The organism is Candidatus Poribacteria bacterium, from assembly GCA_016866785.1.
Taxonomy (GTDB): domain Bacteria; phylum Poribacteria; class WGA-4E.
On sequence record VGLH01000190.1, the window covers coordinates 1 to 5,417 of the forward strand.

General features: G+C 63.7%; 6 protein-coding genes. 3 read left to right on the forward strand and 3 right to left on the reverse strand.

The window, feature by feature from the left end; all coding sequences use genetic code 11:
• Together FJZ36_17840 and FJZ36_17845 are read right to left on the reverse strand one after the other, a co-directional pair.
• Window positions 1-214: hypothetical protein (locus FJZ36_17840; protein MBM3216760.1), on the reverse strand; the 214-nt coding region annotated here is incomplete at its 3' end.
• 143 nt (window positions 215-357) lie between these two features.
• Entirely contained in the window at window positions 358-1,407 is a 1,050-nt protein-coding gene (locus FJZ36_17845) for a Gfo/Idh/MocA family oxidoreductase (protein ID MBM3216761.1), read from the reverse strand.
• A gap of 160 nt (window positions 1,408-1,567) precedes the next feature.
• Here FJZ36_17845 and FJZ36_17850 point away from each other — a divergent pair, with 160 nt between their 5' ends.
• From FJZ36_17850 to FJZ36_17860, 3 genes are all read left to right on the forward strand, one after another.
• The gene (locus tag FJZ36_17850) at window positions 1,568-2,710 is read left to right on the forward strand and encodes a mandelate racemase/muconate lactonizing enzyme family protein (GenBank protein ID MBM3216762.1); all 1,143 of its coding nucleotides are present in this window, start codon (window positions 1,568-1,570) and stop codon (window positions 2,708-2,710) included.
• A 12-nt stretch (window positions 2,711-2,722) separates the two neighbouring features.
• Window positions 2,723-3,778, forward strand: a complete 1,056-nt coding sequence (locus FJZ36_17855; protein MBM3216763.1) for a Gfo/Idh/MocA family oxidoreductase — start codon at window positions 2,723-2,725, stop codon at window positions 3,776-3,778.
• 72 nt (window positions 3,779-3,850) lie between these two features.
• Window positions 3,851-5,023, forward strand: coding sequence for a hypothetical protein (locus tag FJZ36_17860; GenBank protein MBM3216764.1), 1,173 nt, complete (start codon window positions 3,851-3,853; stop codon window positions 5,021-5,023).
• Window positions 5,024-5,044: 21 nt separating this feature from the next.
• Here FJZ36_17860 and FJZ36_17865 read toward each other — a convergent pair.
• On the reverse strand, window positions 5,045-5,417 hold a 373-nt coding region (locus FJZ36_17865), incomplete at its 5' end, for a metalloenzyme superfamily (protein ID MBM3216765.1).

The following is a 5,417-nucleotide window of genomic DNA, read 5'->3' on the forward strand; positions in this document are numbered from 1 at the left end:
GCATCTGGAACCGATTCGCGCCGCGATTGGGATCGGTTCGCGCGACGTACGCCTCGAATGACCGCATGAACGCCGCGTGGAGCTCCCGAACCAGCGCATCCGGCAGCATGCGCTCGAACAGGACGTAGCCATTCATCCGAACAAGTTGCACGACGAGGCTCAGGCGCTCCTCGTCGAGCGATCCCCGGTCGCGTTCCTCTGACGTCAGGTCCATGTTCGCCTTCCTGGGCCCGTCGCTGACACAGGTTACGGGACGTTGGCGCAACCGTCTTTGCGACGCGCGCTCAGTGGTCTGCTTCGTCGATATGTATCGAGTCCACGGACACCGTATCGTAACCGATCTACGACATGGACCACTCAGATCGATGTCGTCAGCGTGATCGCTTTCCCGGAAGCACTCGACTCGAGCCCCGCCAGCAGAATCTCGGTGATATGCCGTGCCGTGTGGGCGTTCTCCAGCGGCGGCGGCACGCCCTTGCGGATGCAGTCCAGGAAATGCTCGTGGAGCCCGCCGACGCCGACGCTGCACTCGATGGCTTCCGCTGCCACGGGAGCGTGTTCGCGCGTATAGGAGGTCGGCGTCCACTTGGTCACCATCTCGCCATCGCGGCCGGGCGTCGTGAACTTACCCGCCGTGCCGTGAATGGACATCTCCCACGTCCGCGCTGGATCGCACCAGCCCGTCTCGGCGGTCGCGATGCCGCCGTTCGCCATCTCTAGCACCAACGTGGCGACGTCCTCCAGGTCGGTCGGCTTGTCGAAGGTTGAGACGAAGCCCGTAACCCGTCTCACCGATCCGAGAACCCCGACGATGTGCGACACGGCGTAGACGCCCATGTCGAACAGCGCGCCGACGCTCGCGCGGTTCGAGTCGAAGAACCAGAGGTCGTCGTCCTTTTCGCCGAAGATGTCGCGAATCTCCGCGTAGTAGATCTCGGGTCCGCCGTGGCTCGTGCGGGCTCGCGCCCCGGACACCTTCCCGATTGCGCCGTCCTGACAAAGCTGACGGAGCGTGTAGATGTGGTTCCCGTAGTGCGGCATGCACTGCACCGTCCGGTCGGTGCGCTCGACGGCGGCTACGAACGCGTTCGCCTCGCCCATATCGCCGCAGAGCGGCTTCTGCATCAGGACGTGCTTCCCGGCTTGGATGGCGGCGATGCCCCAGCGGACGTGTTGCGGATGCGGTGTTCCAATGATGATCGCATCGACGCGGTCGTCCGCGATGACATCCTCGTAGCTCTGCGTCCATCGCGGGATGCCGAACTGTTCACAGAGCCGCTTCAGTCGGCTCTCGCGTCTGCCGGACACGAGCGTCACCTCGAACTCGTCGTTCTTCGCCAAGTCTGGCAGGTGCAACCGCGCGACGATCCCGCCCGCACCGATCACACCGACTCGCAGCTTCGCCATCTGCGCCTCCTTCGTCTGTCCTCACCGACCAAGCGACTCCGGCTGGTGCGGGAAGGGTAGGCGATCCGTCGCCCCGGGGCAACGGGTTCTGCGTGCGGAAGTCGGCGACGTCTGCTATGTTCTCCGGCGTCGTGACGTGGCTCACCGGAGAGACAACCGCATGAAGATCACGGACATCAAGACCGCGCTCGTGCAGGGACATGGCTGGTCCTGCTTCGTTCGGATCGAGACGGACGAGGGCTTGGTCGGCATGGGCGAGTGCATCCACGGCGGCGGAGGGATCACGCGCATCATCGACGAGCTCAAGCCCGCTCTCGTCGGCGAGAACCCTCTGAACTGGGACGTGCTCTTCGAGAAGGTTCGTCGCCGGTACATCTTCGACGGTGCGCTCGCGGGCAACTTCGTGACGGCGCTCAGCGGGTTCGACATTGCCCTACTCGACCTGACCGGCAAAGCGCTCGGGACCCCGGTGTACCAGCTCCTTGGCGGGAAGTACCGGGATCGCATCCGCATCTATGCGGACTGCCACGCAGGCAGAGACAACACGCCCGAATCGGCGGCAGAGAGGGCGAAAGAGGTCGTCGCCCAGGGGTTCACCGCGCTCAAGTTCGACGTGGACGACGCCTCGGATCCCAACAAGTACGATCCGTGGAACTGGTCGGTTGCCCCGCGCGAGCTGGATCGAATGGTGAACACGGTTGCCGCGGTCCGTGAGGGCGTCGGCGACGCCGTGGATATCGCGATCGACATGCACGGCCGGTTCGACACGGCGGCGGCGATCCGTGTCGCGCAGGCGATGGAGCCGTACCGACTGCTCTGGCTCGAGGAACCGGTTCCCCCTGAGAACATCGCCGCCATGCGCGAAGTGAAGCGGAACTCGCCGGTTCCCATCTGCACGGGCGAGAATCTGTATCTGCGCTGGGGCTTCCGTGATCTTATCGAGCAGCAGGCGGCGGACATCGTCATGCCGGATCTGCCGAAGTGTTGCGGACTCACCGAAGGCAAGCGCATCGCCGATCTGGCGGCGATGTACTACATCGCGTTCGCGCCGCACAACGTGTGCGGACCCCTGGGAACCGTCGCTTCGGCGCACTGCTGCGCGAGCGTGCCCAACTTCCTCGTCCTCGAATGGCACTGGATGGACCGACCCCATTGGCACGAGCTCGTCCTCGCGGACCCGCCGTTGATTCGAGACGGGTACCTTCACCTGCCCGATGGACCCGGGCTCGGCGTCGAACTGAACTTCGAGGCTGCGCATCGCTACAAGAAGCCCAATACGCCCTTCTTCGATGAAGCCGTCTAGGGAGTCGCCATCATGTCTGACCGATATCGCGTCGCAGTCGTCGGAACCGGAGGCATTGCCCGAACGCACGCGCATGGCTGGATCAACACGAAGCGATGCGACGTGATCGCCGGTGTGGACATCCGCGCCGAGTCGGTCGCCAAGTTCGCGGACGAGTTCTCGATACCCTCCCAGTACACGGACTACGAGGAGATGCTCGCGAAGGAATCGCCGGACATCGTGAGTATCTGCACGTGGCACGGCACGCACCCGGACATCACCATCGCAGCGGCGAATGCTGGCGTTCGCGCGATCCTCTGCGAGAAGCCCATGGCGGTCAGCCTGGGGGCGGCAGACGCAATGCTGGACGCGGTCGCCAAGAGCGGCACGAAGCTTGCCGTCGGGCACCACCATCGCTACAACCACCGCAACACAGAGGCGCGGCGTCTGATCGCGAGCGGAGCCATCGGCGTTCCTCACATGCTGCGGCTGACGACGGGAGGCGGACTGACCAACAACGGAACCCACGCCATCGACCGCGCCCGTTACCTCTTAGGCGATCCGCAGGCGGAATGGGTGATGGGACAAGTCGAGCGGCGCACCGACCGCTACGAGCGGCTGGAGCCCATCGAGGACCTGTGCATGGGCTTGATCGCGTTCGAGAAGGGCTCGCGACTGGTTATCGAGAGCGACATGCCGGACGGTGGGCTGAACGACGGCGCCGCCGGGTTCGGCACGCTCCACGTCTATGGAACCGAGGGCACGCTGTCCATCGGCAATGAGCTGCGACTGCTGAATCCCGACGCTCCGGGGTGGCAGACCCTCGATGCGCCCGCTGACACGAACCAGTTCGAGGAGCTCCTCGGCTGGCTCGAAGGAAAGAACGAGCATCGGAACCAGGCGCACAACGCCCGCACGGTCGTCGAGATCATGATGGCGATGTACGAGTCGGCGCGCGCACGAGGGATCGTCCGGCTTCCGCTGGGGACGACGAGGTCGCCGCTCGTCATGATGATCGAGGATGGCTCGCTTCCGGTCGAGAAGCCCGGGAAGTACGACATTCGGGTGTCGAATCCGCCGCAGTCATGAAAGCCACGGGGCTTCTGCGAACCCGCGCGGGTTACCGCCCTGCTCGAGTACGGCTGGCCTGGGAGGCCTCGTATGGACGACTGTCCCACGCTTGATCCGAAGCTCAGCACTGTAGTCATACTCGGTGCTGGGGCGTCGAAGGCCTCCCGTTTCGGTCTTCCATGCATGACGGGGTTCTTCACGGACGAGTCGTTGCGTGCCCAGTGCGCCATCCGTGCTGTGCTCGATGAGCTCTACGGGAAGGGCCATCCCATCGACAAGTGCAACCTTGAGGACGTCATTACTTACATCGAAGCTGCCTGTGAATACGAGACGAGACTGGACTCCAGGGAACGTCGCGGTGCTATGCCGTACGCTGGGGCACGGAGTCAGATGGACACCTTTCTCCGCGACCGCCTCGATTATGGTGACATGGTCTGCCGACTTCACAGGATAGAGCAACACCGGGGGGCACGGAACGGCGTTGATGCGTGCGAGTTCACGCCAGAGAACTCGAAACTCGCCGACCCATTGCACAGCGTGCTGTTTCATTGTGTCTTCGATGTGCGCAAAGGACACGCGGCATCAGACCAGAGTACGCTGATTACGCTCAACTACGATCTTGTTGCGGAGCTGTCTCTCGCGTGGATCGAATGTTGCGCCAAGCGACGGAATGAACTCAAAGGCGGCCGTTGTCTTCTGAAGTCGGCCAGGATGTTAGCGCCTGCGATGGCGTCGCGCGACGAGTCAAGAGCACTTCTGTACCAGGCCCAGCACCTGAAGGGCATACGCTTTCTGAAACTCCATGGATCGTTGGGGTGGCGCTACTGTCCAAACGACGACTGCCCCGGTCGACACTACCTCATTGGCCGCATGGACACGACTACGACGTGTCCAGTCTGTGCGTACTCCCTCGTCCACGCGGTCGTCCCGCCAACGTCGTCTAAGGCATACAGTCGCGTGCCGACGTTGGATCTACAATGGCGGCTGGCCGTCGAGCGCATCGAAGCCTCTTGTCAGGTCATCGTCATCGGCGTGTCGTTCGCGCCGACCGACTCTAGGTTGACGTGGTTGCTGCGATACAGTCTGGCGGGCAAGGTGCGCAGCGTGTTCGTGGTCAACCAGGGAGACGAGGCGCGTGAGCGGGCTGAGCGTGTGTTTGGCCCCGCCATCTGCTACTGTGCAGGAGGGCTCGAGCAGTTCGTCGCGGAGTTCGTCCAGCCAGCCGTGAAGCACGTGGACGGCCATCGCGTCGGAGGAGCTTGAGTGCCTGCCGCTGAGAGTTGCCTACGACGCCGTCAAAGCCACGACCCGCCCATCCATCTCCCACGATGGCTCGACCGGCACGCCAAGATGGACGAGCGCCGTCACGCCTACGTCCGCGATGTTGACCCCACCGTCGAGCGATCCCGCCTGAACCGAGGGACCTTCGAGCAGGACGAAGACGGTCCGGTGTTCGGGGATGTCCTTACCGTGTCCGCGTTCGGACCCGCCGTGGTCCGTCGTCACGATGACCAGCCAATCTTCGTCGGCATAGGTCGGACGGTTTCGCACTGCGCCGACGATCCGCCCAACATGACCATCGGTCTCAGACAGTTGGCGGAGGTAGCCGGGCGACTCCGGGCTGTACGTGTGCGAATGCCCGGCGGCGTCTGGTTGA

Excerpts from the sequence above, each read along its gene's own strand:
- FJZ36_17845 (MBM3216761.1), bottom strand. The coding sequence starts at position 1,407 with ATGGCGAAGCTGCGAGTCGGTGTGATCGGTGCGGGCGGGATCGTCGCG.
- FJZ36_17850 (MBM3216762.1), top strand. The coding sequence starts at position 1,568 with ATGAAGATCACGGACATCAAGACCGCGCTCGTGCAGGGACATGGCTGG.
- FJZ36_17855 (MBM3216763.1), top strand. The coding sequence starts at position 2,723 with ATGTCTGACCGATATCGCGTCGCAGTCGTCGGAACCGGAGGCATTGCC.
- FJZ36_17860 (MBM3216764.1), top strand. The coding sequence starts at position 3,851 with ATGGACGACTGTCCCACGCTTGATCCGAAGCTCAGCACTGTAGTCATA.